Origin of the sequence: Streptomyces sp. G7(2002) (assembly GCF_028870195.1) — a bacterium.
In the GTDB taxonomy this organism is placed as follows: Bacteria; Actinomycetota; Actinomycetes; order Streptomycetales; family Streptomycetaceae; genus Streptomyces; species Streptomyces nigrescens.
In genome coordinates this window covers 7,152,881-7,178,833 of sequence record NZ_CP102609.1, presented here as the reverse complement: position 1 = coordinate 7,178,833, position 25,953 = coordinate 7,152,881, and the positions used below count along the sequence as shown (strand labels likewise).

Genomic DNA, 25,953 nt, shown 5'->3' with positions numbered 1-25,953 from the left:
AGCGCGGCGTGCGTACGGACGTATGCGTGCAAGCCTGCCGCCCGGAAGCCACGACCACGTCACCGGGCCAGGCGCCCCAGGAGGGACGAGGCGGCGGCGATGCCGAGGGCGGCGGCGGCCACCAGGACGGTGTAGTCGAGGGCCAGGTGGGCGTGGGTGCCGAGGAGGAGGCCTCGGAGTGCGTCGACCTGGTAGCTCAGGGGGTTCAGCATGCTGACCGTCTGGAGCCAGCCGGGCATGATCGCCACCGGGTAGAGGGCGTTGGAGGCGAAGAAGAGCGGCATGGTGATGGCCTGGCCGATGCCCATCAGCCGGTCCCGGGTGAGCACGATCCCGGCGATCGTCATGGACAGACAGGAGAAGAAGGCCGAGCCGAGGACCACGGCGACGGCAACGGCGAGCAGCCGGAGGGGGTTCCAGGTCATGGCCACGCCGAGCAGTGCGGCGATGACGATCACCACCACGGCCTGGATGAGCGCCTTCACTCCGGCGGCGAAGGCCTTGCCGGCGATCAGGGCCGACCGCGGGGTCGGGGTGACCAGCAGTTTGGTCAGGATGCCGGCGTCCCGCTCCCAGATGATCATGATGCCGTAGAAGATCGCGATGAACATGGCGGACTGGGCGATGATGCCGGGCGCCAGATAGTCGATGTACGGGGTGCCGCCGGTCGGGATGGCGTTGAGGCGGGTGAAGGTCTCGCCGAACACCAGGAGCCACAGGGCGGGCTGGACGGCGCGGGTGTACAGCTCGGTGCGGTCGTGGCGCAGCTTTTGCAGTTCGACCACGCACATGGCGACGACACGGGCGGTCAGCACCCGCCAGCCGGTGCGGGCGCGCGGCGGGACCAGCAGCAGGTCCAGCCGGCCGTTGGCGGTGTCAGCCGACCCGGTTTGCGGTGCGGCGGGTGCTTCGGACATCGCGGAAGTCTCCTGACTGCTCGTCGAGGCCGCTGCCGGCGACGTCCCGGAAGACGTCCTCCAGGGTCGGTTCGGTGTCGGACGGGCGCGATGGGGCCGATGGCGGAGAGGAGGGGGTGGTGGGCGGCGCCGAGGCCGGGGCCGTCGTGGCGGAAGTGTCCGGAGCCGAGACCGGGGCCGTCGTGGCGGAAGTGTCCGGGGCAGCGGCCGGGGTGGGGGTGCCCGGGGTGAGGGGTGCCGGGTGAGCGGCGGCCGGTGTGCGGGTGGCGCGGCGGCGGGCGCGCAGGGCGGACCGCAGCTCGTCGGGGGTGCCGAGGGCGCGGATCCGGCCCTGGTGCATCAGGGCGAGACGGTCGCAGTACTGGTCGGCCTCGTCCATGTAGTGCGTGGTCACCAGGACGGTCATGCCGGTGGCGGCCCGTACGGCGTTGATGTGTTCCCAGACGCTGGTACGGGCGATCGGGTCCAGGCCGATCGTCGGCTCGTCGAGCATCAGCAGCCGGGGCGCGCTGACCAGGGCCTGGGCGAGTTCGAGGCGGCGGATCATGCCGCCGGAGTACGTCTTGGCGAGCCGGCCGGCCGCGTCGGTGAGGCCGACCGCCGCCAGCGCCTGGGTGACGCGTGCGGCGCGCTCACGGCGGGAGACGTCGAAGACCCGGGCGAACAGCGCGACGTTCTCCCGGCCGGTCAGCCCGGCGTCCGCGGACAGCTGCTGCGGGACGTACCCGAGCAGCCGGCGCACCGCCATCCGCTCCTTCGCCGCGTCGTGCCCGAAGACCCGCACCATGCCCGCGGGGACGGGCAGGAGGGTGGTGATGCAGCGGATCGCGGTGGTCTTGCCCGCGCCGTTCGGGCCGAGCAGGCCGAAGACCTCTCCGGTGCGGACGGAGAGGTCGACTCCGTCCACGGCCTTGGTCTCGCCGAAGGCGTAGCGCAGGGCGCGGCAGGTCACGGCGTCGGGAACGGGCACGTTCGGGCCGGGCGCGTCGGGAACGGACGCGTTCGGGCCGGGGCCGTCGGGAGCGGGGGCGGCCGGGGTGTGCGGCTCCTCGTCCGGCCCCGCGGGGCCGGTCAGCCGCCCCCGCCCTCCCTCGTCGTCGGTGGTCATGTGCCCTCCGGATCAGCCGCTGGACACCGGCCCGTTCCTCGGCGAGCGGGTCGGGAACTCCCCTGCGGGCATCTCCCGATTTTAGGTCCGAGGCGGGAACGGGCCCCGGGACGCGCGCGGGGCGGGTATCGAACGGCCCACCCGGGAGGGCCCGCCGGTCACGCCGCTTCGCCGCCCTCCACCGACGGAAGCGGCCGTCCGGGAAGCCGGTAGCATCGCGGCCCATGGCCCGGCCCAAGGAGTTCGACCCGCACGCCGCCCTCGGAGTGGCGATGGAGACTTTCCGCCGCCAGGGGTACGAGGGCACGTCGGTACAGGATCTCGTGGCGGCCCTGGGCATCAACCGCTCCAGCATGTACGCGGCCTACGGCTCCAAGCACGACCTCTACCTCAAGGCCCTGGAGCGCTACAGCGCGGCCGAGGCCGCCAGGGCGCGGGACGATCTGGCGGGCACCGGACCGGCGCTGCCCGCCCTGCGGGCCTTCCTGCTCTCGTACGTGGAGGCCGCGCTCGCGGATCCCGAGGGCGCCGGGTGCATGGTCACCCACGGTGTGCTGGAACTCCTCCCCGGTGACCCGGAGGCCGCCGCCCGGCTGCGTGCCGCGCTCGGGTCGCTGGAGGAGGCCTTCTTCGCCCTGCTACTGCGGGCCCGCACGAACGGGGAGCTGGCGCCCGGTACGGATGTACGGAGCGCGGCCCGCTTCCTAGTCACGTTCACCCAGGGGCTGCGAGTGATGGAGAAGGCCGCCGACCGGGCCTATCTGACGGCGGCGGTGGAGCAGGCGCTCCGGGCGGTGTCCCGGGAGGGGTGAGCGGCCGCCCGGAGGGCGTGGGCTTCGGGACCCGTGGGATTCAGGACCCGTGGGGTTCAGGGCCCGTGGGGTTCGGGGCCTGGGCCCGGGGTGGCTGCCCGTCCCGGTGCGCGTGGCCTGCCGAGCCACGTACCGGGACGGGACGGGTGAGCAGCCCGGCGCGCGCGAGGCGTTCAGCTCCCCTCCGGAGGGGGCGGCGGAGTCGGCGCCCCCGGTGGTGGCGCGATCTTCGCGTGGGTCCGGACCACCGCCGTGGCCGGGCCGGCCGGCGCGGGTGCCTGGCGCGGCAGCAGGGCGTCACGGCGGGCGCCCGGGTCCCAGCCGGTGTCCACGACGCGCTTCTGGAAGAGGATCGCGGCGCCGAGCAGTACGGCACCGATCGCCGGCATCGCGATGGTGCCCCCGGTGGCGCCCGCCTTGGCGGCGTTGCCGAGCAAGGTCCCGAACCAGCCGAAGTCGGCGTCGCCGAAGGTGGTGTTCTCCTTGCCGAACGCGCCGAGCACCTTGAGCAGCAGCGCGGGCAGGAAGGTGATCAGCACGCCGTTCAGGAAGGCGCCGACGACCGCACCGCGCCGGCCGCCGGTGGCATTGCCGTAGACACCGGCCGCACCGCCCGTGAAGAAGTGCGGTACGAGCCCCGGCAGGACGAGCGCGAGGCCGAACGCCGGATGGCCGATCCAGGTGAGCAGCGCGAGGCTGACCAGGCCGCCGAGGAAGCTGGCGAGGAAGCCGATGAGCACGGCGTTCTGCGCGTACGGGAAGACGATCGGGGCGTCGAGGGACGGCACCGCGCCCGGTACGAGCTTGCCGGCGATGCCCTGGAACGCCGGGACCAGTTCGCCCAGGATCGTCCGGACACCGAAGAGGATCACCGCGACCGCGATCCCGAACTGCAGGCCCTGCATGACGGACTGCATGACGTAATTGCCGAGGTCCGTGGCAGCGCTGCCGCCCTCGGCCGCGAACGCCTTGAATGCCGTCGCCCGGCCGGCCTTGGCCAGATAGACCAGCGACATGATGACGTAGATCAGCACCATGGACAGTGCCGTGGCGACCATCGAGTCCCGCAGAAAGCGCAGGCCCTCGGGCAGTTTCATGTCCTCGGTGCTGCGGCTGCGCCTGCCGACGAGCTGTCCGGCGGCGCCCGAGAGGATGTAGCCGGCGGTGCCGAAGTGCCCGATGGCGATGCTGTTGTTGCCGGTGATGCGCTTGGTCCAGGGGTGGGCGAAGGCGGGCATCGCCACCAGCAGGATGCCCAGCAGTAGTCCGCCGACGACCACCACGCTCACCGAGGACCGGCCGGAGGTCGCCAGGACCATGGTCAGCAGGGTGGCCATGAAGAGCATGTGATGCCCCGTCAGGAAGACATAGCGCAGCGGGGTGAAACGGGCCAGCACCAGGGCGACCGCGAAGCCGAGGATCATCAGCCAGGCGACCCGGGCGCCGAACTGCGCCTGGGCGATACCGACGATCGCCTCGTTGGTGGGGATCACGCCCTGTGCGCCGGTCGCGCCCTGGATCATGCCGCCCAACGGGGCGAGGGAGCTGACCACCAGTCCCGCGCCGGCGCCGATCAGCAGAAAGCCCAGCGTCGCCTTGAGGGCACCGCCGACCACCTGGCCCGCGGTCTTCCTCAGCGCGATCAGACCGGCCGCCGTGATCAGGCCGATCAGATACGCGGGTTGGCTGAGGATCTCGTTCACGAGAAACGTGGCGAGGGATATGAGCCAGTCCATGGTGCCGTCCGTCCTCCCGGCTCGTCGATGGGGCGTCGTGTGTCGGGGCCGGGCGCCGCCGCTCAGACGTCGTAGGTGGCGCGGAGTGCGCGGTCGACCTCGCGGCCGCTGGTGAAGTCCTCGACGACCGTGACCGGTACGCCGACCTCGCCCAGCGTCCTGCCGATCTCCCGGGAGGTGAGGATCGCGACGGCCTCGGAGGCCTTGCCCTTGGCCGAGATGGTGTCGGTCGCCTCCACCGTCACATGGCGGGCCCAGCCCCAGCGGTCGAGCACCTGCTCCAGGGTGTTCTTGAGGAACAGGCTGGTACCCACGCCGTTGCCGCACACCGTAAGGATCTTGTGGACGGCGGCCGCCCCGCCAGGCGGGCGCGCACCGCGCTCCCCCGCCACCCCTGTCTCACTCGTCTCCGCCGCCCCCGTCTCCCCGCTCTTCCCCGTCTCCTCCGCGAGCACCGCACGCAGCGCCTCCGGATCGGCGGCCTCCTGGAGGGCCCGAGCCGCCGCCGGGTCGGCCAGAAGCTTCGCGAGGGCCGCCATCGCCGCCGTATGCGCCCCGGAGTCCTCGGCGGCCAGACCCACCACCAAATACACCGGGTCATTCGACGCATGGCCGAATTCCACCGGCTGTTCCAGGCGGACCCATGACAGTCCGGTCCGGTGCACGGCGGGTGAGGGGCGGGCGTGAGCGAAGGCGAAGCCGGGCGCGATGACGATGTACGGCCCGTTCTCCTCGACGTTGCGGATCATCTCCGCGGTGTAGGCGCCGGTGGTGGCGCCCGTCTCCGTCAGCAGTCCGCCCGCCGCACGTATCGCCTCCCGCCAGTCCGCCGCCCGGACGTCGAGGCGTACGGCCGCCACGGGGAGAAGATCACTCAGCGCTGCCATGGCGGGGACTCTACAGAGGCGCAGGTGACCGGCGCACCGGTGCGGAAGAAGGAATTCCGGGAGATCTCCGCACGGCCGCGGCCCGCGTTCAACTGCCGTGCCGCACAACGGCCTTGACAGCTCCTTGTGGGCGGAGAAGCCTGGTTCTTTCGGCAGTTGCCGGATGTCGGGGGATGTCGGGGGACACCGGGGGATTCGGGGGACTCATGGTGAGGTACACATCTGCGCGCACAACGGACCGGGCACCGGCGGATACGGACCGGACACCGGTGGATACGGGCAGGACATCCGCGTCCGACGGGTCCCGCACCGCGGCCGCCGCACGCCTGACGCCACGGTTCCGGCGGCCGCGCCGGGCGGGCAGGGCCACCGCGTTCGGTGCGGCGGCCCTCGCTCTGGCGCTGCCGCTGGCGGCCTGTTCGTCGGACGGGGGAAGCCATGAGCCGGCGGGCGGCGCCGGCAGTTCGGCGGCCGGTGCGGCACCGTCCCCCAGCCCTACGCCGAGCGCCGACCCCGACGCCTACCGCCGCGCGCTGACCGGTGCCCTCGGCCCCCTCGACAGCGCGCTGCGCACGGTCGACGGGGCGCGCGAGGGCACATCGCTGAACAAGGCGCTGGACACCGCCGCGACCCGGGCCGAGGCCGCCGCCGATGCCCTGCAGACGGCCGCCGCACCGGACGACGCCCTCGCGGGCAACAGTCAACTCGCCACCGCACTGCGCGCCTTGGGGCAGGATCTGCGCAGCGCCCGCGGCAACGGCGGCCGCTGCGCCACCTCGCCCCGCGTCGAACTCGACACGGCCCACGGCCCGCAGAGCGTCAAGGCGGCCGGCCGCGCGCTCAAGGCCCTCGGCTATGACGCCTCGCTGCGGCTGCCGCGTACGGAGCGGGCCCGGCACCGGCGGCCGGCGAACGGCACGTTCGTGCGCGACGGCAGCAGGGGCGGTCTGGGCCGGCTGACCATCAACAACGGCACCAGCTCCGATGCGGTGGTGACCCTGACCCGCGGCACCCGTACGGCGTTCTCCGTGTACGTCCGCAAGGGCGCCAAGGCGACCGTACGCAGCGTCAACAGCGGCTCGTACACGGTGTACTTCACCACCGGCGAGGACTGGAACGGCCGGAAGAGCTCCTTCACCCGCGGATGCAGCTTCGAGAAGTTCGACGACAGGGCGAACTTCCGGACGGTGCGGGTGGCCGGCGGGACGCAGTACACGGTGCTGACCTTCACCCTGAACAAGGTGTTCGGCGGCAATGCCTCCACGAGCACGGTGCCGCCGGGCGAGTTCCCGTCGTAGCGGCGGGCCGGTGCGCCGCGGCGGCTCGGTATTGTGGCGCCGCGTGGGCGACAGCACGGTATGGACTCTGGCAATCGCGGCGGTGACCGGCGGCACGGCGGTGCTCGCCAGCTGGGTCACCAGCCGCGGCAGCACCCGGGCCGCCAGGATCCAGGCCGAGATCGCCGCGCGCTCGCAGCGTGCCGAGCGACTGCGGGAGAGCCGCCGCACCGCCTATCTGGATCTGATCGAACAGACCCACCGGATGGGCGAGTTGTTCTGGGAGATCTCCACCGTGCTCCGGCTCCCCCGCTCCGAGGCCCGTACCTCCACACTCGGCGAACTGCAGGACCGGGAGGTCGCCGAGTACGCGAAGATCCGCCGCTGCGCACGGGTCGTCGAACTGGAGGGCCCGCCCGCGGCCGCCGCCGCGGCCCTCACCCTCCAGAAGGCCACCCGCCCCTTCTACGCCGCCATCAGGGCCGACCTGACCGGCGACCCCGGGGGTCACGACGCCTTCGACGCCGCCTACCGCCCCTTCTGGAAAGCCCTGGAGGACTTCGTGGACGCGGCGCAGGACGCCCATCAGCAGGACTGAGGCCGGCCACCGCGGTGGCGGCCCTGGGCTCACCTACGGAGGCCCGCTATACCTCACTTCCGTCGTCCGGTGCGAGGGCGAGGAGCGCGACGTCGTCGTGGAAGACGCGGGTGTGGCGCGGTAGATCCGTGTTGAGGAAGTCGATGACGTCGGCGGGGCCGGGGCCGGGGGCGGTCCGGCCGCCGAAGCGGTGGCGGAGGCGGTCGAGGAGCGGGTAGAAGGCCCCGGTCTGGTCGCGGGCCTCGATCAGGCCGTCGGTGCACAGGAGAAGGACATCGCCGTGGGCGAAGGGATGGGTGTAGGCGACGGGCTCCTCGTCGGCCAGCGCCCCCAGGCCGAGGGGCAGTGCGGGCGGCCCGATGAGCGGCGTCACCTCGCCGCCGGAGATCAGGACCGGCTCGATGTGCCCATGGTTGATGATCGTCACTCGGTGGGCGGCGGCGTCGTACTCGATCAGGGCGGCGGTGACGAACAGCTCGTCGTCGAGGAGGTCTTCGGCCTCGCGGGCCAGTCGCCGTTCCATCCGGGTGGCCACGGCCGGCAGATCGCCCTCGTCGTGGACCGCCTCGCGGAAGCTGCCGAGGATATCGGCGACCGTGCGGACGGCCTGGAGTCCCTTGCCGCGGACGTCGCCGATGATGGCGCGCTCACCGGACGGGGTGGCGCGGAGGTCGTAGAGGTCACCGCCCACCATGGTGCCGACCTCGCCGGACCGGTACAGACCGGCCGCGAGGAGGTGGCCGACCCGGTGCGGCACCGGCCGCAGCAGGGTCCGCATCAGGGCCTCGGCGACCGAGTGGGCACGCACCAGGTCCCGCTCCTGGCGCCGCCGGTGGGCGGCCAGCGCCACCCCGAGCGCACCGACCAGGCCGGTGGCGACATACGCGGCGACATGGTGGTTCTCCCACAGCATATGGATGTTGTGGCCGGTGCAGCACGGAGTGCCGGCCACCACACCCTCCAGCACGACCGCGAAGACCGTGGCCGCCGCGACCGCGACCGGGCCGAGGGTATAGGCGGCGATCACCGGCAGGGCGATGAGCAGAAAGCTCACCGCCCACGGCGTGGGGGTGACCGTTTCGAGCAGCAGGACGAACACCACGTAGGCGACCGGCAGCCAGCGCATCCACGCGGGCGGACGGGCCACCTCGAAGCCCCTGCTGTCGACGACCTCCGCCAGCCTGCCGGCCGCGCGGCCGCGGTCCGGCCCGCGGTCACGGCCGATCCGCTCGAGGATCCACTCACCCGATCTGTCCACACGGGCTCCTGACGCGACCGTGATCAAGAATCACAGCCTGACGCGGCCAAACAGACCAACCCGGTCATTACGCCGTCAGCGGCATGTCCCGCCCCTCAGACCACCGGCGGCCCAAGTCATGGGGTCCGTCCCTCAATCCTTCGAACGGACCTCGTCGACCGCCTGGGCCGCGGAGCCCGGCCGGCCCGAGGGACGGGAACGGTCATCTGCCGACCGAGCCGTCGGCCTGCTCCCGGAGGATGTCGGCATGGCCCGCGTGCCGGGCGGTCTCCTCGATCATGTGCACCAGGACCCACCGCATCGACCGCAGCGCCGCGGCTTTCCCGGCGGCCCGCGCACACGGGCGGTTCACATCGTCGCAGCGCTCGATGATCTCGTTGGACCGCTCGATCGCCACACGGTAGGCAGCGAGCAGACTCTCCGCACTGTCCCCCTCGGCGAGCTCCATGCTCAAGTCCGGCGGCGCGCTGCCGGCGCCCTCGAAGGCCCAGGCGAACCAGTAGACCTCCGCCGCGGTCACATGCTTGACCAGGCCGAGAATGCTGGTGCCGGAGGGCACCGCCGCAGCGCGTCCCTGCTCGTCCGCCAAGCCCCGCGCCTTCGCCGTCACCGCGTCCCGCAGATAGTTCAGGAACGCCAGCAACGTGGACTTCTCATCGGAGTCGACGCCGGGAGGACCTACATCGCGGCGCGCGGGAGTGGTGGTCACCGAGGCACCGTAGCCTGCCGCCCGGTGCGCCACACCTGAATTCCGCACGGTGCTCCGGCAACGGCACTTGGGGACGGGCGGCAGGACCTTGCCGGGCGCCCCGGCCTGCGGCATTAGGATGCGGGCATGGCAGACCCGGCCCCCTCCACCCCTCCCGCACGGGATCCGGAACTCGGATTCCCGCCGCCCGGCGAGGTGCTGCACCGGCTCCGTACGCAGCGGGGGATGTCGCTTCGCCAAGTGGCGGCGGAGTGCGGGCTGTCCGTGTCCTTCCTGGCCGGTCTGGAGCGGGGCGAGACCGATATCGCGCTGGAGCGGCTCGGGCGTCTGGCCAAGGTGTTCGACCACGATGTCGGCTCGTTCCTGGGGTTCTCCCGGGGCCGGGCCACCCCCTCGGTCTTCCCCCGGGAGAAGCAGGAGACCCTGAACCGGGCGCCGGGTGTCGTCTACCGGGTGCTGCGCTCCCCGGAGCTCGGATATCAGGTGGTGACCGGGGACTTCGCACCGCACAGCGGCCTCACCGAGGACCTCCAGCACGAGGGCTCCGACCTCATCATGGCGACCCGGGGCACCCTGGTGGCCCGGTACAACGGCCGGGACCACGAGCTGCGCGCCGGCGACTGCATCCAGTGGTCGGCCGGTCATCCGCACACCTTCCGCAATGACACCGATGAGCCGGCCCAGATGGTCGCCGTACTGTTCTCCAGCCTCTACTGAGCCTTCCCGCTCGCTCACTCCCTCCCCAACTGCCCTGCGGACGACGGCCCGTGGGGCTTCTTGCCGTGCGGGCTCCGGCTCCCGTTCCCGTTCTCACCCCCGTTCCCGTTCCCGCTCCCGTTCCCGGGCGGGCGTCGTGACCATCGCTGCGCCCCCGAGGGCACAAAACTGTCGCCGTGAACGATATTTTGCTCTAGCGTGCATTTTATTGAACACGAAGAGAGGGAGTGTCAGCAGTGATCAGTCCCAGTCCGCCGCTCGGGAGCGGCGAGCGGTCCGCAGCCCGGAGCGGTGTGCCGGACACCGCCGCACGGCCCGCGGGGCGCCTTGCCGAACTGCCCGCCCGGGTGGCCCTCGTGGTCGTCTGGAGTTCGGGGTTCCTCTCCGGCACGCTCGGTCTGCGGTACGCGGCGCCCTACACCTTCGCGGCGTTACGCTTCGCCGTCGCCGGGCTGGCGCTGCTGGCCGTCGCCGGGCTCCGCCGTCAGCGGCTGCCCCGGGGGCGCCGGCTGCTGCACCTGGCCATCGCCGGAGTGCTCGTCCAGGCCGTGCAGTTCTCCAGCATCTACGCGGGGATGGACCTCGGAGTGCCGTCCGGGCTGGCGGCCCTGATCATCGGGCTCTACCCGCTGACCGCTTCGCTGCTGGCGGTACCGCTGCTCCACGAGCGGGTCTCGGCGGGCCAGTTGCTGGGCCTCGTCGTCGGGCTCGGCGGGGTGGCCCTCGCGGTCGCCGAGGGGATCCGGCTGTCCCTCGACTCGCTGCCGGGACTGGGTTTTCTCACGCTGGGGCTGCTGGGCATCTCCGCCGGCACCGTCTACCAGAAGCGGTTCTGCGGGCAGATGGAGCCGGTGAGCGGCAATGCCGTACAACTGCTGGCCGCCTCGCTGGTGGTGCTGGTGCCCGCGCTCCTCGCCGAGGGCTGGGACGTGCAGTTCACCGCCGCGTACTGGCCGGTGCTGCTGTGGAGTGCGCTGGTCAACTCCGTCGTCGGCGTCGGTCTGCTCTACCGCCTCCTCCAGCGCCATGGGACGAGCCAGGTCAGCAGCCTGTTCCAGCTGGTCCCGATGAGCACGGCGGGGCTCGGCGCGCTGGTGCTCGGACAGCGGATCGGCCCGCTCACCCTCGGCGGGCTGGTGCTCGCCACGGCCGGCACCCTGCTCGCCCACCGTGTCCGACACTGAACTACCCGAGGCCCCTATGGACCAGTTGATGGACTCCATGAACCAGTTGACGGACACCGGCCGGCGCGCTCCGGCCACCGCTCCCCCGCAGGTGGCGCGCCTGCGCCGGGCGATCAGCCTGTTCTTCGCCCTCGACGGCTTTGTGTTCGCGGGGTGGGTGGTGCGCATCCCCGCCATCAAGGAACAGATCCACGCCTCGGCCGGAGCACTCGGACTGGCCCTGCTGGGGGTGTCGGTGGGATCGGTCGCCACGATGCTGCTGACCGGCAAGCTGTGCCGCCGCTACGGCAACCATCCGGTGACGGTGGTGACGGCGGCCCTGCTGTCGCTGTCGGTCGCCCTGCCCCCGCTGACGCATTCGGCCCTTCATCTCGGTCTCGTCCTGCTGCTGTTCGGAGCCGCGTACGGGGGCCTCAATGTCGCCTTCAACGCGGCGGCCGTGGATCTGGCCGAGGCGGTCCGGCGCCCGATCCTCCCCTCGTTCCACGCGGCGTTCAGTGCGGGCGGACTGGTGGGTGCTGGACTCGGCGGGCTCCTCGCCCCGCGACTGAGCCCGCTGTGCCACCTGTTGCTGCTGACGGCGACCGGGCTCGTGGTCACCGCCTACGCGGGCCGGGTGCTGCTGCGGACGCCCGGGCCGCCGGCCACCGGCCAGGTTCCGCGCCGCGACGGGACGGACGCGGTGCCGGGGTGCGGCCGGGCGGCGGTGGGCCGTACCCGGCTGTTCGTCACGGTCTACGGGCTGATCACCCTGTGCACGGCGTACGGCGAGGGCGCACTGGCCGACTGGGGCTCGCTGCATCTCTCCGCGGACCTGCGCACGGGGCCGGGTGCGGCGGCGGCCGGATACGCGGTGTTCGCGCTGCTGATGACGGTCTCCCGGATGTCGGGCACCTGGCTCCTGGAGCGGCTGGGCGACACCCCCGTCCTGGTGGCCGGCGGTCTCCTCGCGGCGGTGGGGATGCTGGTGGGAGCGCTGGCCCCGCAGCTGTGGCTGGTGTACCTGGGCTACGCGCTGACCGGACTGGGCCTGGCCAATGTCTTCCCGGTCGCGGTCGGCGGCGCCGGCGCCCTCGCCGGCCCCCATGGCGTCGCGGTGGCGTCGACCCTGGGGTACTCCGGCATCCTGCTCGGCCCGCCGTCGATCGGTTTCCTCGCCGAGGCGTACGGGCTGCCGGGGGCGCTGACCACGATCGCCGCGCTGGCCGCTCTGGCGGCGCTGCTCGGCCGGGTGGTCGGGCGCGGCCGGGTGGGCCGGCGCGGCCGACGGCGGGCGCCGTGCTGAAAGGCAGCGGCGGCCGGCGGGCCCGTCGGCCGGTCAGCCCGCGACGAGGGAGTCGCCCGCCACCCCGGCGCCGGGCATCCTGTGGCGGGCCGCCATCAGTGCCGCGTCCACATCGCGGGTGCCGGTGGAAACGCACAGGGTGGAGGCGATGTCATCCATCCTCCGGCGCACCTCGGCCTTGCCCTGCCGCGCGTGCAGCAACTCCAACGTCTCGTATTCCTGGACGAGTTCCCGCAGCACCGCAGGGTGGGCCATCGGCATCTTCCGGTTCCTTCCCGCACGAAATGGCGTGACGAAATGGCGTTTGTCGTCCCCGGATGCCCGGGCCCCGCATTCCCGCATACCGCGCAGGCGGTCTCAGCGTTCCGTGAGCATTCCGGCACGAAGCTTCGACAGGGTGCGGGTGAGCAGCCGGGAGACATGCATCTGGGACACACCCAGCTCCTCGCCGATCTGCGACTGGGTCATCTCCTGGCCGAAGCGCAGCTCGATGAGGCGCCGTTCCCGGTCGTCGAGCGTGCCGAGCAGCGGGGCGAGCACCTGGAAGTCCTCGACGGCCTCCAGCGCCGGGTCGTTCTCCCCCAGGACGTCGACGAGGGTGCGGCGCTGCTCCGACGGGTCGGGGTCGGCAGGCGTGTCGAGCGAACCGGCGGTGTAGCCGTTGGCGGCGACAATGCCCTCGATGACGTCGTCCTCCGACAGATCGAGGTGGGCGGCCAGTTCGCGGACGGTGGGGTCGCGGTCGAGCTTGGCGGCGAGGTGCTCCTTGGCCTTGGCCAGGTCGCTGCGCAGCTCCTGAAGGCGGCGGGGCACATGGACGGCCCAGCCGGTGTCACGGAAGAACCGCTTGATCTCGCCCAGGATGTAGGGGACGGCAAAGGTGGAGAACTCCACCTCACGCGCGAGGTCGAACCGGTCGATGGCCTTGATCAGACCGATGGTGCCCACCTGGATGACGTCTTCCATGTCGTCGCCGCGATTGCGGTAGCGGCGGGCGACATAGCGCACCATCGACATATTCATCTCGATGAGGGTGTTCCGCGCGTACTGGTACTCGTGCGTGCCCTCTTCGAGAACCTGGAGCCGTTCGAAGAACTGCTTCGACAACTCCCTCGCGTCGCGAGGAGCCACCTTCTGCGGTTGCGTCACCTCCGGCAGTGCAGAGGCCGTGTGGGTCTGTCGCTGCTCGGTCGTGGTCTCGCTCACGATGGTGGTCATCTCGCCTTCCCGCGCGCCCGGCACCTGCGGACGCTGCAGCGGCCCGCCTACCCCGATCCATCCGGGCCATGCCTTCGGGGTGGAGGCGAAATCAACAGCGGCCTGATCGGCGGCAGTTGTGAGGCCGTACGACCGCAGGAGCTGTGAGGCCCGCACCGGCCGGAGGAGCCCGTACGCCCCACACGCGGGCGTCTACGCCCCAAGCGCCGGCACGGTGATTGCATTTCGGGGTAAGGCGCGTCGGCCGCACGAATGTGCCCGGTTTCCCTCCGAAGAAACGTTGTGTGTGAGCCCCATGCCCGGGCACACGATGTTCCGGAGGTTGATAACCATGGTCCCCCTGATTGTCGTTCTTCTGCTCGCACTGCTGCTTTTCGGCGCCGGATTCGCCCTGAAGGCGCTCTGGTATGTGGCGGTGGCCGTACTCGTCATCTGGCTGCTGGGATTTGTCCTGCGTTCCGCGGGAGCCGGCGGCAAGCGCGGCCGGTGGTACCGCTGGTAGCGCCACAGCCCGCATATCCGGGGTGGGTCGGACAACGCCGCGTTGTCCGACCCACCCCGGTTTTTGCGTCCGCTGAGGCATCATCACCACGCCCCTGGAAACACGGAAAGTACGGCCCGGGGCGTGCACTGCTCCCGCAGGGGACTCACCTCCATCGCAGTGTGCGCTCCGGGTCATATGCACTCCCCCCATATCCACTGCCTCACATCCTCCCCCTCATTTCCGCTCCCCGATATCCCCTCCACCGTTTGACAGCGCCATGCGGGGGCACGCGAACAATGCCGCCAACGGAAGGACCGGACCATGAGTGCCAGCGAAAAGGCCAAGGCCCTCGCCGAGCAGGCCATCGGCAAGGTCAAGAAGGAAGTGGGACGAGCCGTCGGGAACGAAAGCGCCACCGCCGAGGGTTCCGCAAAGGAATCCAAGGGGGATCTCCGCGGAGCAAAGGAGAAGGCCAAGGACGCCTTCAAGAACTGACTGATCGGGCGCGGCCGGCGCACGAAAAACGAAAGGGGCCACCGCTCTCCTGCGGTGGCCCCTTCTCCCTGTTCTCCCTGCTCCCCCTGTTCGGCCTGTTCGGCCTGTTCGGCCTGTGCTCCCTGTCCGGCCTGTTCTCCCCGTTCTCCCTGTCCAGCCGCGTGGTGGACACCGGTGACACCGCCTCGCGAGGCCGGCGGTTCACCGTTCGACATGGTGCAGGAGAACGTCACAGGTGTACTGGAACTCCTCCATCAAACGGGCGGCCTCGATGACCAGCACTCCATAGGGGCGGCCGGGGTCCGTGAGCGGCAGGTCGTCCCGCTCCGCCTGTTCGGCCAGCCGTCGGCGGTAGTTCTGTGCCTCGTCGGCCAGTTGGTGCAGCTGGGATGTCTGGTCGCCGAGCCGGTCCTCGTCGAGGTCAGCGAAGACGCGGGTGATGTGGGAGAGGGATTCCAGGAAATCGGCGTAGCTCGCCAGAAAGGCGCCGTAGCGGTAACGGTCTTCGTCCGCACTCCATTTGTCCAGGCTGCGGGTCAGTGCGGCGACTTGGCGCAGGGTGCGCTCCAGCGCCTCCAGCACCGCGGCATAACCCTCGAAGTAGGTGTGTGCCCGGCCGCGGCGGAAGAGCCGGCGCGGGTTGTAGTGCAGGCTCTCCCGGGCCATCCGCAGTCCCGTTCTGGCCTGGGTGACCAGTTCTCCGGTCTGTTCGGCCCGCGCCCGCCACCGCCCGGTGCGCTCCTCGTCGAGTCCCCGTTCACGCAACGCCGGGTAGATGTCGCTCACCAGGTCGCACAGGGCGTGGGCCAGGGTGCGGATGCCGTGTTCGGCGCTGCGGTAGCGCAGCGGCGGCAGCACGGTGACGTTCACGAGGACGCCGATCCCGCAGCCGATGAGGACCAGCAGGATGATCTGCCCCAGCTGGGTGACCTTGTCGAGCGTCGAGGTGGCGGAGACATAGGTGGAGAAGGCGAAGAACGCCGCGGTGGCCACCTGGGAGCCCTGCGAGCCGAGCGCCGGCCACCGGCCGATGGTGAGCGCCACCAGCGCCACCAGGGCGAACGCCGGCACGTCGGGCCCGACGAGAAAGCCCAGGGCGGCCTGCACCGCGACGCCCGCCACCACTGCGCCCACGTAGCGCGAGGACTGCAGCAGCGACTGGTAGACGGTCACTTGCATGATCAGCACTGCGGAGAACGGGGCAAAGGCGGGCGACTGTGCGTGCAGGAGGTGGTAGGAGATCACCCAGGCGATCGTCGCCGCCAAGGTGCCCTTGGCGATGAGGAGCACCGTGGAGCGCTCATGGCCCTCCGACCCCAGTGCCCTCCCCCACCACCGCCGGACGCGGGCCATCCGCCCCGTCCGGGCCGGTCGTGTCCGTCGCCCGCTGACTTCTCCGGCCATACCGCCCCTTCGTCTGCTGCCCCATCCGCGCGTCAGCGGATCTTCCGGAGCCCGGTACCCGGCCACAGCGGAACCATCCATGCCGTACGACAGCTGTGGTCCGGCCGACTCCGCTGCGGCGGCGCCTCCTGTGCAGGGCACTCCGCGCTGCACAGGAGTGGGCGGGCCCGGCACTGCGGGCGGCCTTCGTGACGCACCGTCGGGAGCCGTGCGGCCCGGGCGCCGAAGGCGGTCCCGGCGGGGTCACTGCTGGCCGAGCATGCCCTTGCGCAGCTGCTTGATGATGCGGGTGAGCAGTCGGGAGACATGCATCTGGGAGATACCGAGCACCGCACCGATCTGGGCCTGGGTCATCTCCCGGTCGAAGCGCAGATGCACGATCAGCCGGTCGCGCTCGTCGAGCTGTTGCAGGAGTGAGGCCAGGGCGTACCGGTCCTCGACGTGCTCCGTGGCGGGGTCGGTCGCGCCGAGAAGGTCGGCGAAGGCGGGTCCGCCGGCGCCCTGCGTCGACTCGCCGTCGCAGGAGAGGTGCAGGGAGACGGCCGTGTAGCCGTTGCCGGCCACGATGCCCTCGATGATCTCCTCTTCCGTGAGCTGCAGGTGCTCGGCCAGCTCTTTGACGGTGGGTTCCCGGTCAAGGAGGGCGGACAGATGCTCCATCGCCTGGGCCAGGTCGATGCGGAGTTCCTGCAGACGGCGCGGGACATGGACGGCCCAGCTGGTGTCGCGGAAGAACCGCTTGATCTCCCCGAGGACATGGGGAATGGCGAACGCCGCGAAATCCGTGCGGCGGGAGAGGTCGAACCGGTCGATGGCCTTGATGAGACCGATGGTGCCGACCTGGACGATGTCCTCCATCTGGTCACTGTGACTCCTGTACCGGGAGGCCACATAGCGCACCAGGGACAAGTTCATCTCGATGAGCGTATTGCGGGCGTACTGATACTCGGGGGTGCCCTCTTCGAGTTCCGCGAGCCGCTCGAAGAACAGCGGCGTCAGCGCCTTGGCGTCATGGGGAGTCACACTCCCGGTGTCCTCGATGCGCGGAAGCGTGGTGGAATATCTTCCGGCCCGCGGTGACGGCGCGTCATAAGGCGCCTGCAGGGGTGTGTCACATACGTCCTCGAAAACCGTGTTCATGCTCCACCTCCGGGATTCAGGTCGTTGAGCAGGCCTGTTGCCCGGCACTACGGTCCTTATGCGCATCGCTGGAACAATCACCCCGCTGAGTGGCGCAGCCGGTGGACCGGTGAGGACCATCTGCGGAATTCCTGAATGATTCATGAGAAATGTTTCCGTCGCCGCGGCGCACTCCCAACGAGGGCTATCGCGTCCGTTCCCGGACGCGCTGCGGCATCTGACGGCGGGGCCATACAGGGGACGGTCTTCGGCCTGGCCGAACCGGAGACCGCACTAGAACCTGTGCCCGAAAGGCATGGCATGCTGTCGCCCATGTACGTTCATACACCGGCTGTGGTGACCCACGCTGTCGAGGACGAGGCCTTTGTCGTCCGCGTCAGCGGGTCCCTCGATCACGACAGCGCCCCTCTACTGGAAGAGGCCTGCGCGCTGGCGGAGGATTCCGGCGCTCCACGTACCGTCGTCGATCTGTCGCTCACCGACTTCGCCGACTCCACGGTGCTGCACGTCCTGCTCGCCGCCCAGCGCGCCCATCACCGGCAGCAGCGCAAGCTCGTCGTCGCCGGCCCGTTCCACGAGGTCGTCCGCCGGCTCTTCGATGTCACCGGCACCGCCGGATACTTCACGCTGGCCGACGACATGCCGGGCGCGCTGGGGTCCTGAGGCCCACCGCCCTGCTCACCGGGGCCCGGAGCGGCGGACGCACCTGCCGCCGCCCACCCTCGCCCGGCATCGCGAAGCACCGCCGCCGATCGCCATGATCAGGCCAATTACGCGGCACCGCTGCCGGCCGCCCCGCGACGCCCGTCAATCGGCCTGCTTGTCCTGCGGAATGCGTTCCAGCAGCCCCCGCAGATCGTCCGCGTGCTCTTCCTCCTGCGCCAGCAGTTCTTCGAATACGCGTCGTGTGGTCGGGTCGCCGTCACCCAGCCACTTCGTGATTTCCGTGTACGAGGCGATGGCCACACGTTCGGCCACCAGGTCTTCCTTGATCATCTCCAGGAGGTCGTCGCTGGCGTCGTACCCGGCGTGCGCCCGCTGCGTCAGGGTTTCCGGGTTGAAGTCGGGCTTCCCGCCGAGCTGAACGATGCGCTGCGCCACCTTGTCGGCGTGTTCCTGCTCCTGTGCGGCGTGTTCCAGGAACTCCGCCGCGACCGGCTCCGAATAGAGACCGGAAGCCGTGTAATAGTGCCGCTTGTACCGCAGGGTGCACACGATTTCCGTGGCCAGCGCCTCGTTCAGCACCTGCAGAACGCGCTCCAGATCGGCTCCGTACGCTTCGGTGACCGGCCCCTTTTCGATCTCGCGGCGGGCGCGGTCGCGGAGGGTGGTGATGTCGGTGAGAAAGTCAGCCACGGTCTTTCTGCCCTTCAGTTTTCCTGGGATGGACAGCGCTTCGCTCCGGAAATTGTGCTCCTGCGGCACCGCCGGTCAGTATGCCCGCAGTCGAGTCGGCAACGGACTCCATTCCGTCAGCAGCGGGCGTTTCCCGCGCGGCGGCATCCGAGGAATCCCGGAGCCCGGCCGGTGGCGGGCGCGGTGGGCGCCCGGCGGCCGGGGAAGGGCGGCTCAGCCCATGAAGTCGTCCAGGCTGGTGGCCGCGCTGATCAGCGCGAGATGGGTGAGCGCCTGGGGGAAATTCCCCAGATGTTCGCCCGTCATCCCTATCTGCTCCGCGTACAGACCGAGGTGATTGGCGTAGGTGAACATCTTCTCCAGCGCCACCCTGGCTTCTTCGATCCGGCCGGTGCGGGAGAGCGCCTCGACCCACCAGAACGAGCAGATCGAGAAGGTCCCCTCCGTGCCGTCCAGGCCGTCGGGAGAGACCTTCGGGTCGTAGCGGAAGACCAGGCTGTCGGTGACGAGGTTCTCCCCGATGGCCTTCACGGTGGAGCGGAACCGCGGATCGTCCGGCGACAAGAACTTCACCATGGGCATCACCAGGAGCGAGGCGTCCAGAATGTTCTCCGGCGGCTGCCCCGGCTCCCCGCTGAGGCGTTGGACAAAGGTCTCTTCCTCCTCGTTCCAGCCCTGGTCCATGATCTGGTGATAGATCGTGTCGCGTACCGACATCCAACGTCCCAGATCACCCGGCACACCACGTTGCCGGGACATTCTGATCATGCGCTCCACCGCCACCCAGCACATCAACCGCGAATAGGTGTGGCGCTGTTGTCCGGCACGGGTCTCCCAGATGCCCGCATCGGGGCTGTCCCAGTGCTCCAGCAGCCAGTCGAGAATGGCGCACAGGTCCATCCAGCTCTCATGTGAAATCCCGGCACCGTGCTTGTTGAACAGATAGACGGAGTCGAAGAGTTCGCCGTAGATATCGAGCTGGAGCTGCCCGGCGGCACCGTTCCCGACCCGGACCGGGGCGGATCCCCGGTAGCCCTCCCAGTGGTCGAGGACATGCTCGGTCATTTCGGCATCGCCGTCGATGGAATACAGCACCCGTAGCGGGCCGTGGTCACCGTCGTGCGCAGGGCGCAGACACGAGGTCAGCCAGCTGATGAAGGCCTGTGCCTCGCGGGTGAAGCCCAGGCGAAGCAGGGCGTGGAGGGAGAAGGCCGCGTCACGGATCCAGACATAGCGATAGTCCCAGTTCCGTTCGCCGCCGAGTTGTTCGGGAAGCCCGAGGGTCGGTGCGGCGACAATGGCCCCGGTGGGCTCGTGGGTGAGGAGTTTGAGGGTCAGCGCGGAGCGGTGCACCATCTCGCGCCAGCGGCCGGTGTAAGTGGACTGGCTCAGCCACTGGCGCCAGAACCGTACGGTGGACCGGAACAGCTCCTCGGCGGCCCGGGTATCGACCAGATCGACGGCGGGTTCGGCGCGAGTGGGTTTGCCGGACTCCAGCACGAACAGCGCGGATTGGCCTTCCGCCAGGTCGAAGTCGCCGAGGGCGTCCTGGCCTTCGGTCCGCAGGGTCACATTTGCCTGGAGCGAGAGTTCCAGCGCCTCACTGGTGAAACGCACACCGTGCGGCTGCGTTTCCACCTTGTGCGGATCCCGGCCGTAATTCATCCGCGGTGCGATGACGGTCCTGATACGCGAGCTGCCCCGCACACTGACCACCCGCCGCACCAGCCGTTGCCGATGATTCCGGTCCCCCTCCGCCCGTATCGGCATGAAGTCCTGGATCTCGACGATGCCGTTCCCGGTCAGCATCCGCGTCATGAGGATATTGGTGTCGGGAAAGTAGTACTGCTGGCGTTTGGCGACGTCCCCGACGGGGCTGATCTGCCAGTGTCCGCCGTCCGCGGCATCGAGCAGCGATCCGAAAATGCTGGGCGAGTCGAACCGCGGGGCACAGAACCAGCTGATCCGGCCGTCGGTCCCGACCAGCGCCGCGGTCCGCAGATCGCCGATCAGCCCGTGTTCGGCAAGCGGCAGATAGTCCTCGCCCGCCACTCCGTCCGACGGCTTTTGCCGGTCGTTCATATACCGCGGCCCCCTGACGCTGACGCTTCTCCTGCCGTGCGGTCGTCTCTCATCAACTGCCCCTCTCGGCAAGGGCGGTACGGCCGCGGTACGGGGAATCCGAACGGCCCGTCCGTACGCATCCGCAGACAATTCGCGGGCACTTACGCCTCGTTCAGCGTCGGCCCTTGAGTACCCGCCCCAGCCCTGGTCGGGAAGGAGCGCTGAACTCGCGTATGCCCCGGCGGAGCAGGTTCATGAGCCGACGCCCTTCGGCAAGAGCCGCCGTTCCGTGGTGGCTCGCGTCAGCCCGTAGTGGAACTGCTCCGTCCGGGCGGGGAGGTGAGGGGGCCGAGGGTGCCGGTGACCGTCAGAAGGCGGTCCAGCGCGGGCGGGCGGTCGTCGAGATGGAGATGGATCCCGGTGGCGCTGGTCCGGCGGTGGAGGGCCAGCAGCACGGAGAGTCCCATCGGGTCGCAGGCCCGCACCTGCGCGCAGTTGAGGTGGAGGTCACGGAGACCGGGCTGCGCGGCGATCTGCCGGACGGCCAGGGCGAGCAGCTCGTCCGCGGTGGTGTGGTCGAGGTCCCCGGAGAGGTGGAGGTGGGCGGTGTGCCGGTCCGGGGTGGCGGTGGTGGAGCTGCGGTCGTCGGACGGGGGCGCGGTCATACGGAGGACCCGAGGCCGGAGCTGGGGCCGGTGTCGGTCCTGGTGTCGGTCCCGGTGCCAGTGCCGGGGCCGGGGCCGGTGTCGACCCTGGTGCCGCGGCCGGTGCCAGGGCCGGTCCTGGTGCCGGTGTCGAGGCTGCGGCGGGCATGGCCGAGGATGCGCCGGGCCCGGGGAAAGTCCTTGAGCTGGACGGAGAGTGCGTCCAGCGCCGGGTGCAGTGAGTGGGCGGGAACTCCGCGGGTCGTGAGGATCGACCCGGTCCAGGTGAGAAAGCCGCTGAACAGTTCGTCGTCGTCCGTGTAGAGCGCGGTGGCGAGGAAGTCGATGATGTGCGCGAGGTCTTCCGCGGTGTGCTGCCGCTGCCGTTCGGAGTAGTCGCGCAGGGCGGGGAAGCGTTCCTCCAGCTGCGTCAGGGTCTCCTTGACCAGTTGGGGGGCGGTACGGGTCACCAGGGAGTACTCCTGGTCGGACAGGTGCGGCAGGTCGTCGACGGGCTGGTGCCCGAGTGCGGGTGGCCTGGTGTCCGGCATACCGCGGGAGAGGAAGTCGGCGGCGGTGCGGGCGTCCGGCGCCCAGGCGTCGGCACCGAGCAGCCGGGCGTAGCGGCCGTCGGGACCGAAGGCTGCGCCGCCGACCAGGACGGGGACGCCCACGGCCTGGCAGGCGGTGATCGCCGCGTGTGCGGTGGGAAGCCGGGTGGCGATCGAGCTGGACAGCCCGACGGCCTGCGGCCCGGTCCGGTGCAGATGGGCGATCAGATGGGGCGCGGGCACCTGCGCGCCGAGGAAGTCCACCCGCCAGCCCCGCAGCCGCAGCACCTCGGCGAGGAGTCGGGCGGGCAGCGCATGCCATTCACCGTCCACGCAGGCCACCGTGATACGTCCCCGCTCCGCCGCGGCGGCCGGTGGCCGGTGATGCGCGAGGGCCGCGATGACCCGGTCGTTGATGGCCGTGGCGGCGTGCTCCTGTGCCACCGTCATCCTGTTCGCCGCCCAGTGCTCACCGACCCGGTGCTGGACGGGGGCGATGATGTCGAGCAGCACGTCCTCCGGCGGAACCCCCGCGTCCACCGCGTCGAAAACCCCGCGGACGGCCGTGTGCTCGTCCACGGCCACGACCGCGTCCCACAGGTGGTCGACGTAGCCGGCCAGGCTTTCCGTCATCGGAGCGGGCGAGAGGGTCATGACGCACACCTACCCGGCGGCCGTCCGCCCATGGACCCCGGGCATACGCGGCGGAACGGGCCGGCGTCCGACTCCGACTCCGCCCCCGCCTCCGGGCCCTCGGCGGTCCTCGGCACACCCGCCGTGGCAGTAACGGTGTTCATGCCGTGTACCTGCCCCGGGTGTGGCCGTCCACGGCGCTGAGGTGCGCATGGTGGGGCGCGGTGATGGCGACCACGGCCATGTCGTCATGCCGGCCGGTCCCCACCCACTGGGCGGCGAGCATCCGGATCCGCTCCACGACCGCTTCGGCCGGCAGGCCCGCGCACTCGCTCAAAGCGGACCGCAGACGTTCCTCGCCGAAGAGCTCCTCGCCCATCGGCCCGCCCATCGCTTCGGTGATCCCGTCGGTGTACAGCAGACATGACTCCCCGGGCGCAAGGTCGAGCGAGGCCGTCTTGGAGGTCACCTCCGGCAGCGCGCCGACAAGGGAACCGCGGGTGTCGGCTTCCTCCACCCGGCCGTCGACCCGGACGACCAGCGGCGCGGGGTGTCCGGCGCTGGTCACCCTCAGCCGGACGGTGCCGCCCCGCCGCGCCACCGAGGCAAGGACCAGGGTGGCGAACCGTGTGTGGTCGGAATCGAGCAGCGCACCGTTGAGCAGCCGCAGCACCCGTTGATGATCGGTGGCCAGCGGCAGCAGCGCATGCAGGGTGTTGCGGATCTTGCCGGTCTGTACCGCGGCCTCCAGCCCCTTGCCGCACACATCCCCGAGGACGACCAGCGACTCCTCGTCGGGCCCGGCCCCCGCGTGCACGTCGTAGAAGTCGCCCCCCACGCGGTCGGTGTCGTTCGAGGCCCGGTATCCGCCGGCGAACTCCACTCCGCTGACCTGCTCCAGCCGGGGCGGCAGCAGCTCCCGCATCAACGTCCGGGTGATGGCCGCCTGTTCCGCGTAGAGCCGCGCGGCGGACATCGCCGCTCCGGCGCGGGCGGCGAACAGCCGGGCGAAGGTCTCTTCGCTCTCGTTGAACGCGGCGTGGCCGGAGCGCCTCATGAGGATGAGCGCGCCGGCCGCCACACCGTGCCCGGGGAGCGGGGTGACCACCACCGAGCCGATGTCACCGAGCGCGGACGGCTTGAACCGGTCCGGCACGGCCGCCGGGTCTATCCAGCGCGACGGTACGGGGGGAAACCCCCGCAGGGCCTCGGCCAGCCCCGGCACGGAGGCGGGGTCGGCAACGGCCTTGTCGCGCACCACCTGTCCGTCCGGTCCGCAGAAGCTCACCGTCCACCGCCGTCCGGCGGGCGGGGTGACCACGACGGCGGCGTCCGCCAGATGCTGCGCGGCCAGTCGGGCAGTGACGTCCATGCACCGGCCGGCGTTCAGGGAGGCGAGGAGCTCCGTCGACGCCTGGGCGAGGAACCCGGTGCGCTCGCGCTCCGCGCGCAGGGCGTCCTCCGCCGACCGGCGGGCGGTGTCATCGACCAGCCACCACACCACGTCGCCGTTCTCCGCGCGGCTCGGGCGGGCTTCGAAGCTCCGGTCCCCTACGGGGCCGCGCGCCGGATCGTCGTCGTCGGACCGCAGGGGGTCGGTGAAGCGCTGATGGGCGTCGGCGAGCCAGCGAGCCGGGGCATCATCGAACGGTGCACCCGCCCTCATGGCCGGGAACAGCGGCGCAGCGGCGTCATTGACCGCGCGCACCACACCGGACGGGCTGATGACCAGTACGGGGTGGGGTGCGGATTGCCAGGCGGCACCGACATCGACGCCGGCCACGGACGCAGTCGCGGTCGCGGCGGATACGCCGGAACTCTTCACCACGCGAGGCTCACCGAGTGCACCCCATCACCTCACCGAACCGGCAGAGACCGTTCCCCTTCGGCAACCATCCCGCACGGACACCGAGGATGGCAATCGTCGCCCGGGGCACCCAGAAGGACCGTGCCGCCCCGACTGGCCATGGGGGTAGCCGGTTTGGGGTGGCTGGGGTGACTGTGTCGCCTACCGTCCCAAGTCAGCCCGCCGGCTCACGAGCCAAGGAACAGGACGACGGCATCAGACGGCTTCACACGCGTCAGACAGCATCAAAGGGGCAAGGTGACACGAATGGTCTTGCCGGTCACGGTCGCGGTGATGTCGACGCTGCGGGCCAGCCGTTGTATCAGGGGCCAGCCGTATCCACCCGTGGCTCCGGGGGCGCGCGGGGTGGCGGCGGTGGGGCAGTGCGCGCTGCCGTCCTCGACCGCCACTTCCAGGTACCCCTCGACGATCCGCGCGGTGAACCCGGTGAGCCCGCCCCCGTGCCGCTGGGCATTGGTGACCAGCTCCGTGGTCACCAGCAGGGCGTCGACGAGGGCCAGATCATCGACCGGGCTGCCTATCTTGTGCAGCAGGTCGTGCACGAAGTTGCGCGCCTCGGCCGCTCTTACAGGTACTCCCTGCATCACACTATTCCACCTCAATGCGCCCGAACCGTCATAGCGACGCTGCATCCCTCGCCCACCCTCCGGGCGGGCATTGCCGGCCGGGGCACTTCCTTCTCGCACGGCAGGACGGCAATACTCTCAGGCCTCATTGCGGACGTCACAGCGGGCGAACACTCAGCCGGCGGCAGCCGAGGATGACGCATCGTCGCCTCGGCTTTACCGCACACCAAAACACCAAAAGGGTTGCCTTACGACGAGACGGACGGCCCTTGGCACCCTTCATCGGCCAGCCACCCTTCATGGGGTTGCCGGCATCGCGCCAGTGACAGTACCTACTGGTGCGCCAGGACCGGCGCACCACGAAATGCCGCCTCGACGGCAGCGCCTTCAGTCGGCCGTGCGGTCACACCTGAGAGGAACGGTGACGGTAATGGCCTTGCCGCCATCGGCGGGGACGATGACGACACAGGAGGTGAGTTTCTGAATCATCGGCCACCCATATCCACCGACCCCGAATTTGTCGCGCCCGATGGCCGTGGCGGGATGACGGGGGCTGTTATCGGCGACGGTCACTTCCAGAACACCGGTCGCGATCCGGGCGGAGAAACCGGCGAGTCCAGCACCATGACGCTGGGCATTGGTGACCAATTCCGAGGTGACCAGCAGTGCGTCGATCATGGAGAGTTCATCGACTTGCGGACGGTGCGCGCTCAGCAGCTCCTGAACGCTGTCCCGCGCCTCCGCCGCCTTGTTCACCGGGGTCTGCTGCGTGCCCGTCACACCTCTCACCTCACGCCCGATCGACCACAACGCCATGGAGCTCACCCGCCACCCGTTGCGAGGGCCACGCAAAAGGCTACTTCGACGAGAAGGTTCTTTGACGGCTTCCCCGGACCGCGGAGTTCACTCTGCACTCTCCACGACTCGGTGCCGAAACACCGGCGCGGCCCCTGACCTCACCCTCAACGGCGTGCAGGAGCCGGACACAGGACGGCTGCGGTGAAGGACGTCACAGGGAATGACACCGCGGCACGGAGCCCGAC

At 70.4% G+C, this 25,953-nt stretch carries 26 protein-coding genes; 9 read left to right on the top strand and 17 right to left on the bottom strand.

The window, feature by feature from the left end:
* Positions 1-59 precede the first annotated feature (59 nt).
* Together NUT86_RS30600 and NUT86_RS30595 are read right to left on the bottom strand one after the other, a co-directional pair.
* The gene (locus tag NUT86_RS30600) at positions 60-917 is read right to left on the bottom strand and encodes an ABC transporter permease (RefSeq protein WP_148592236.1); all 858 of its coding nucleotides are present in this window, start codon (positions 915-917) and stop codon (positions 60-62) included.
* Complete coding sequence (locus NUT86_RS30595) at positions 877-2,025, bottom strand: ABC transporter ATP-binding protein (protein ID WP_274738487.1); 1,149 nt, start codon at positions 2,023-2,025, stop codon at positions 877-879. Before NUT86_RS30595 ends, NUT86_RS30600 begins: the two co-directional genes overlap by 41 nt.
* A gap of 224 nt (positions 2,026-2,249) precedes the next feature.
* Here NUT86_RS30595 and NUT86_RS30590 point away from each other — a divergent pair, with 224 nt between their 5' ends.
* Positions 2,250-2,837 carry a TetR/AcrR family transcriptional regulator gene (locus NUT86_RS30590; RefSeq protein WP_093643432.1) on the top strand — a complete coding sequence of 196 codons (588 nt, stop codon included), beginning with the start codon at positions 2,250-2,252 and terminating at the stop codon, positions 2,835-2,837.
* 173 nt (positions 2,838-3,010) lie between these two features.
* Here NUT86_RS30590 and NUT86_RS30585 read toward each other — a convergent pair whose 3' ends face one another.
* Both NUT86_RS30585 and NUT86_RS30580 read right to left on the bottom strand, forming a co-directional pair.
* Positions 3,011-4,573 (bottom strand): PTS ascorbate transporter subunit IIC, encoded by a 1,563-nt coding sequence (locus NUT86_RS30585; protein WP_274738486.1) that lies wholly within the window; start codon positions 4,571-4,573, stop codon positions 3,011-3,013.
* A gap of 62 nt (positions 4,574-4,635) precedes the next feature.
* Positions 4,636-5,460: a PTS sugar transporter subunit IIA gene (locus NUT86_RS30580; RefSeq protein WP_274738485.1), complete on the bottom strand. Its 825-nt coding sequence runs from the start codon at positions 5,458-5,460 to the stop codon at positions 4,636-4,638.
* A 269-nt stretch (positions 5,461-5,729) separates the two neighbouring features.
* On the opposite strand from NUT86_RS30580, the gene NUT86_RS30575 reads away from it, so the two are divergent.
* Together NUT86_RS30575 and NUT86_RS30570 are read left to right on the top strand one after the other, a co-directional pair.
* Positions 5,730-6,758 (top strand): hypothetical protein, encoded by a 1,029-nt coding sequence (locus tag NUT86_RS30575; protein ID WP_274738484.1) that lies wholly within the window; start codon positions 5,730-5,732, stop codon positions 6,756-6,758.
* Between the two features lie 43 nt (positions 6,759-6,801).
* A complete protein-coding gene (locus NUT86_RS30570; RefSeq protein ID WP_159485719.1) occupies positions 6,802-7,335 on the top strand; it encodes a hypothetical protein in 534 nt (177 codons plus the stop codon).
* Positions 7,336-7,381: 46 nt separating this feature from the next.
* Here the strand turns inward: NUT86_RS30570 and NUT86_RS30565 are convergent, their stop codons facing one another.
* Both NUT86_RS30565 and NUT86_RS30560 read right to left on the bottom strand, forming a co-directional pair.
* Entirely contained in the window at positions 7,382-8,593 is a 1,212-nt protein-coding gene (locus tag NUT86_RS30565; protein ID WP_274738482.1) for a PP2C family protein-serine/threonine phosphatase, read from the bottom strand.
* A gap of 202 nt (positions 8,594-8,795) precedes the next feature.
* A complete protein-coding gene (locus tag NUT86_RS30560; protein WP_229838399.1) occupies positions 8,796-9,302 on the bottom strand; it encodes a DinB family protein in 507 nt (168 codons plus the stop codon).
* Positions 9,303-9,428: 126 nt separating this feature from the next.
* On the opposite strand from NUT86_RS30560, the gene NUT86_RS30555 reads away from it, so the two are divergent.
* The 3 genes from NUT86_RS30555 to NUT86_RS30545 all read left to right on the top strand — a co-directional run bounded on the left by NUT86_RS30555 (position 9,429) and on the right by NUT86_RS30545 (position 12,488).
* Positions 9,429-10,019 (top strand): helix-turn-helix domain-containing protein, encoded by a 591-nt coding sequence (locus NUT86_RS30555; protein ID WP_093643421.1) that lies wholly within the window; start codon positions 9,429-9,431, stop codon positions 10,017-10,019.
* A 236-nt stretch (positions 10,020-10,255) separates the two neighbouring features.
* Positions 10,256-11,203, top strand: a complete 948-nt coding sequence (locus NUT86_RS30550; protein WP_274738480.1) for a DMT family transporter — start codon at positions 10,256-10,258, stop codon at positions 11,201-11,203.
* Between the two features lie 37 nt (positions 11,204-11,240).
* Positions 11,241-12,488 (top strand): MFS transporter, encoded by a 1,248-nt coding sequence (locus tag NUT86_RS30545; RefSeq protein WP_274740672.1) that lies wholly within the window; start codon positions 11,241-11,243, stop codon positions 12,486-12,488.
* Between the two features lie 33 nt (positions 12,489-12,521).
* Here the strand turns inward: NUT86_RS30545 and NUT86_RS30540 are convergent, their stop codons facing one another.
* Positions 12,522-12,749 carry a DUF5133 domain-containing protein gene (locus NUT86_RS30540; protein WP_159485723.1) on the bottom strand — a complete coding sequence of 76 codons (228 nt, stop codon included), beginning with the start codon at positions 12,747-12,749 and terminating at the stop codon, positions 12,522-12,524.
* Between the two features lie 96 nt (positions 12,750-12,845).
* The gene (locus tag NUT86_RS30535) at positions 12,846-13,706 is read right to left on the bottom strand and encodes an RNA polymerase sigma factor SigF (protein WP_018088796.1); all 861 of its coding nucleotides are present in this window, start codon (positions 13,704-13,706) and stop codon (positions 12,846-12,848) included.
* A 331-nt stretch (positions 13,707-14,037) separates the two neighbouring features.
* Here NUT86_RS30535 and NUT86_RS30530 point away from each other — a divergent pair, with 331 nt between their 5' ends.
* Complete coding sequence (locus tag NUT86_RS30530; RefSeq protein WP_018088795.1) at positions 14,038-14,208, top strand: hypothetical protein; 171 nt, start codon at positions 14,038-14,040, stop codon at positions 14,206-14,208.
* Between the two features lie 303 nt (positions 14,209-14,511).
* A complete protein-coding gene (locus tag NUT86_RS30525; RefSeq protein WP_018088794.1) occupies positions 14,512-14,685 on the top strand; it encodes a CsbD family protein in 174 nt (57 codons plus the stop codon).
* Between the two features lie 201 nt (positions 14,686-14,886).
* Here the strand turns inward: NUT86_RS30525 and NUT86_RS30520 are convergent, their stop codons facing one another.
* The gene (locus NUT86_RS30520; RefSeq protein ID WP_274738477.1) at positions 14,887-16,089 is read right to left on the bottom strand and encodes an FUSC family protein; all 1,203 of its coding nucleotides are present in this window, start codon (positions 16,087-16,089) and stop codon (positions 14,887-14,889) included.
* 243 nt (positions 16,090-16,332) lie between these two features.
* Positions 16,333-17,229: a SigB/SigF/SigG family RNA polymerase sigma factor gene (locus tag NUT86_RS30515; protein ID WP_274738475.1), complete on the bottom strand. Its 897-nt coding sequence runs from the start codon at positions 17,227-17,229 to the stop codon at positions 16,333-16,335.
* Positions 17,230-17,565: 336 nt separating this feature from the next.
* Here NUT86_RS30515 and NUT86_RS30510 point away from each other — a divergent pair, with 336 nt between their 5' ends.
* A complete protein-coding gene (locus tag NUT86_RS30510; protein WP_272595473.1) occupies positions 17,566-17,892 on the top strand; it encodes an STAS domain-containing protein in 327 nt (108 codons plus the stop codon).
* Between the two features lie 144 nt (positions 17,893-18,036).
* Here the strand turns inward: NUT86_RS30510 and NUT86_RS30505 are convergent, their stop codons facing one another.
* The 7 genes from NUT86_RS30505 to NUT86_RS30475 all read right to left on the bottom strand — a co-directional run bounded on the left by NUT86_RS30505 (position 18,037) and on the right by NUT86_RS30475 (position 25,690).
* On the bottom strand, positions 18,037-18,585 hold the full coding sequence (locus NUT86_RS30505; RefSeq protein WP_274740671.1) for a ferritin-like domain-containing protein: 549 nt from the start codon (positions 18,583-18,585) through the stop codon (positions 18,037-18,039).
* 213 nt (positions 18,586-18,798) lie between these two features.
* Entirely contained in the window at positions 18,799-20,667 is a 1,869-nt protein-coding gene (locus NUT86_RS30500; RefSeq protein WP_274738473.1) for a glycoside hydrolase family 15 protein, read from the bottom strand.
* A gap of 284 nt (positions 20,668-20,951) precedes the next feature.
* Entirely contained in the window at positions 20,952-21,314 is a 363-nt protein-coding gene (locus NUT86_RS30495) for an STAS domain-containing protein (RefSeq protein WP_274738472.1), read from the bottom strand.
* Positions 21,311-22,498: a cobalamin B12-binding domain-containing protein gene (locus tag NUT86_RS30490; protein ID WP_274738471.1), complete on the bottom strand. Its 1,188-nt coding sequence runs from the start codon at positions 22,496-22,498 to the stop codon at positions 21,311-21,313. The genes NUT86_RS30495 and NUT86_RS30490 overlap by 4 nt, the downstream gene beginning before the upstream one ends.
* Positions 22,499-22,637: 139 nt before the next feature.
* Positions 22,638-24,305, bottom strand: coding sequence for a PP2C family protein-serine/threonine phosphatase (locus tag NUT86_RS30485; protein WP_274738470.1), 1,668 nt, complete (start codon positions 24,303-24,305; stop codon positions 22,638-22,640).
* Positions 24,306-24,568: 263 nt separating this feature from the next.
* Positions 24,569-24,928 (bottom strand): ATP-binding protein, encoded by a 360-nt coding sequence (locus tag NUT86_RS30480; protein WP_109893326.1) that lies wholly within the window; start codon positions 24,926-24,928, stop codon positions 24,569-24,571.
* A 369-nt stretch (positions 24,929-25,297) separates the two neighbouring features.
* Positions 25,298-25,690: an ATP-binding protein gene (locus NUT86_RS30475; protein ID WP_274738469.1), complete on the bottom strand. Its 393-nt coding sequence runs from the start codon at positions 25,688-25,690 to the stop codon at positions 25,298-25,300.
* Positions 25,691-25,953: the final 263 nt, after the last annotated feature.

Bases quoted from the DNA above. Each gene is read 5' to 3' on its own strand.
- NUT86_RS30495 (WP_274738472.1), bottom strand. From the start codon at position 21,314: ATGACCGCGCCCCCGTCCGACGACCGCAGCTCCACCACCGCCACCCCG.
- NUT86_RS30525 (WP_018088794.1), top strand. From the start codon at position 14,512: ATGAGTGCCAGCGAAAAGGCCAAGGCCCTCGCCGAGCAGGCCATCGGC.
- NUT86_RS30500 (WP_274738473.1), bottom strand. From the start codon at position 20,667: ATGAACGACCGGCAAAAGCCGTCGGACGGAGTGGCGGGCGAGGACTAT.
- NUT86_RS30515 (WP_274738475.1), bottom strand. From the start codon at position 17,229: ATGAACACGGTTTTCGAGGACGTATGTGACACACCCCTGCAGGCGCCT.
- NUT86_RS30545 (WP_274740672.1), top strand. From the start codon at position 11,241: ATGAACCAGTTGACGGACACCGGCCGGCGCGCTCCGGCCACCGCTCCC.
- NUT86_RS30520 (WP_274738477.1), bottom strand. From the start codon at position 16,089: ATGGCCGGAGAAGTCAGCGGGCGACGGACACGACCGGCCCGGACGGGG.
- NUT86_RS30590 (WP_093643432.1), top strand. From the start codon at position 2,250: ATGGCCCGGCCCAAGGAGTTCGACCCGCACGCCGCCCTCGGAGTGGCG.
- NUT86_RS30580 (WP_274738485.1), bottom strand. From the start codon at position 5,460: ATGGCAGCGCTGAGTGATCTTCTCCCCGTGGCGGCCGTACGCCTCGAC.
- NUT86_RS30540 (WP_159485723.1), bottom strand. From the start codon at position 12,749: ATGCCGATGGCCCACCCTGCGGTGCTGCGGGAACTCGTCCAGGAATAC.
- NUT86_RS30585 (WP_274738486.1), bottom strand. From the start codon at position 4,573: ATGGACTGGCTCATATCCCTCGCCACGTTTCTCGTGAACGAGATCCTC.
- NUT86_RS30595 (WP_274738487.1), bottom strand. From the start codon at position 2,025: ATGACCACCGACGACGAGGGAGGGCGGGGGCGGCTGACCGGCCCCGCG.
- NUT86_RS30600 (WP_148592236.1), bottom strand. From the start codon at position 917: ATGTCCGAAGCACCCGCCGCACCGCAAACCGGGTCGGCTGACACCGCC.
- NUT86_RS30530 (WP_018088795.1), top strand. From the start codon at position 14,038: ATGGTCCCCCTGATTGTCGTTCTTCTGCTCGCACTGCTGCTTTTCGGC.
- NUT86_RS30480 (WP_109893326.1), bottom strand. From the start codon at position 24,928: ATGCAGGGAGTACCTGTAAGAGCGGCCGAGGCGCGCAACTTCGTGCAC.
- NUT86_RS30490 (WP_274738471.1), bottom strand. From the start codon at position 22,498: ATGACCCTCTCGCCCGCTCCGATGACGGAAAGCCTGGCCGGCTACGTC.
- NUT86_RS30555 (WP_093643421.1), top strand. From the start codon at position 9,429: ATGGCAGACCCGGCCCCCTCCACCCCTCCCGCACGGGATCCGGAACTC.
- NUT86_RS30535 (WP_018088796.1), bottom strand. From the start codon at position 13,706: ATGACCACCATCGTGAGCGAGACCACGACCGAGCAGCGACAGACCCAC.